At 42.9% G+C, this 1,809-nt stretch carries 1 protein-coding gene; it reads left to right on the top strand.

Features of this window, described 5'->3' with window-relative positions; translation table 11 throughout:
* A partial coding sequence (locus tag ACLNCW_RS09740) for a DUF1542 domain-containing protein (RefSeq protein ID WP_424846204.1) occupies positions 1 to 1,809 on the top strand: 1,809 nt, incomplete at both ends.

Genomic DNA, 1,809 nt, shown 5'->3' on the forward strand with positions numbered 1-1,809 from the left:
AATGCAGTAACTCAAGCTAAAAACGCTGGAGCAACGAGTGTATCTTCAGTAAATCCAACAGCGCAAGCTAAGCCAGCAGCTAAGAAAGCGATAGAAGATGCGCTTAAAGCCAAAGAAGCAGAGATCGATACTCGAGATGATCTGACAGCTGAGGAAAAAATAGCAGCTAAAGAAGAAGCTAGGGCTAAAGCAGAAGCGGCAAAACAAGCAGTTGATAAAGCGGCAACAAATGCTGACGTTGAAAATTCAAAAACTATTGGGGTAGCAGATGTAAACTCATTGAATCCAGTAGCGGTTAAGAAACCAGAGGCTAAAAAAGCTGTAGATGAAGCACTAAAGGCAAAAGAAGCAGAAATTGATGCGAATAATGACTTAACAGCAGAAGAAAAATTAGCAGCTAAGGAGGAAGCTAAAGCTAAAGCCGATGCAGCTAAGAAAGCAATCGATGAAGCTGATACAGATATTAAGGTTGATGTAAATAGTATATCTGGTTTAAGTGATGTAAATTCATTTAGTCCAGAACCAGTTAAGAAATCAGAGGCTAAAAAAGCAATTGATGCAGCTCTAGAGAAGAAAATAGAAGAAATCGATGCTCGAGATGATTTAACAACTGAAGAGAAAACTGCAGCAAAAGCTGAAGTAGAAAATAAAGCTAATGAGGCAAAAGACGCAATCGATGCAGCAGATACAGACATTAAAGTAGATGTAAATAGTGTATCTGGTTTAAGTGATGTGAACTCGTTTAGTCCAGAAGCAGCTAAAAAACCAGCAGCCAAACAGGCAATAGATGATGCATTAAAAGCAAAAGAAGATGCAATAGATGCGAATGATGATTTAACAGCTGAAGAAAAAACTAAAGCCAAAGCAGAAGCTAAGGCAAAAGCTGATGCAGCGAAAGAAGCAATCGACAATGCGACAACAAACGCAGAAGTGGAACAAGCTAAGACTGCAGGAACGGCATCAGTAGCTTCAGTGACTCCAAAGCCAGTGGCAAAACCGACTGCGAAGCAAGCAATCAACGACGCGCTTAAAGCTAAGAACGACGCGATTGATGCCAATAACGATTTGACTGCTGAAGAAAAAGCCAAAGCTAAGGAAGATGCAAAAGCAAAGGCCGATGCAGCTAAGCAAGCAATTGATAACGCGACAACAAACGCAGAAGTGGAACAAGCTAAGACTGCAGGAACGGCATCAGTAGCTTCAGTGACTCCAACACCAACAGCTAAACCAGCTGCAAAACAAGCAATCGATGACGCATTGAAAGTTAAGAACGACGCGATTGATGCCAACAACGATTTGACTGCTGAAGAAAAAGCCCAAGCTAAGGAAGACGCGAAAGCCAAAGCCGATGCAGCTAAGCAAGCAATTGATAACGCGACAACAAACGCAGAAGTGGAACAAGCTAAGACTGCAGGAACGGTATCAGTAGCTTCAGTGACTCCAACGCCAGTGGCAAAACCAGCTGCTAAACAAGCCATCGACGACGCGCTTAAAGCTAAGAACGACGCGATTGATGCCAACAACGATTTGACTGCTGAAGAAAAAGTCAAAGCCAAGGAAGACGCGAAAGCCAAAGCAGACGCAGCGAAGACTGCAATCGACAACGCAACAACAAACGAGGGAGTAGACCAAGCTAAGGCTGATGGAACAACAGAAGTAAACAATGTGAATCCAACTCCGGTAGCAAAACCAGCAGCTAAGAAAGCAATCGACGATGCATTGAAAGCTAAGAATGACGCGATCGACGCAAATAACGACTTAACAGACGAAGAAAAAACTGCGGCTAAGGCAGATGCAAAAGCAAAAGCC

This window comes from Streptococcus sp. CL6.22 (assembly GCF_049738055.1).
Classification (GTDB): Bacteria; Bacillota; Bacilli; order Lactobacillales; family Streptococcaceae; genus Streptococcus; species Streptococcus mitis_DJ.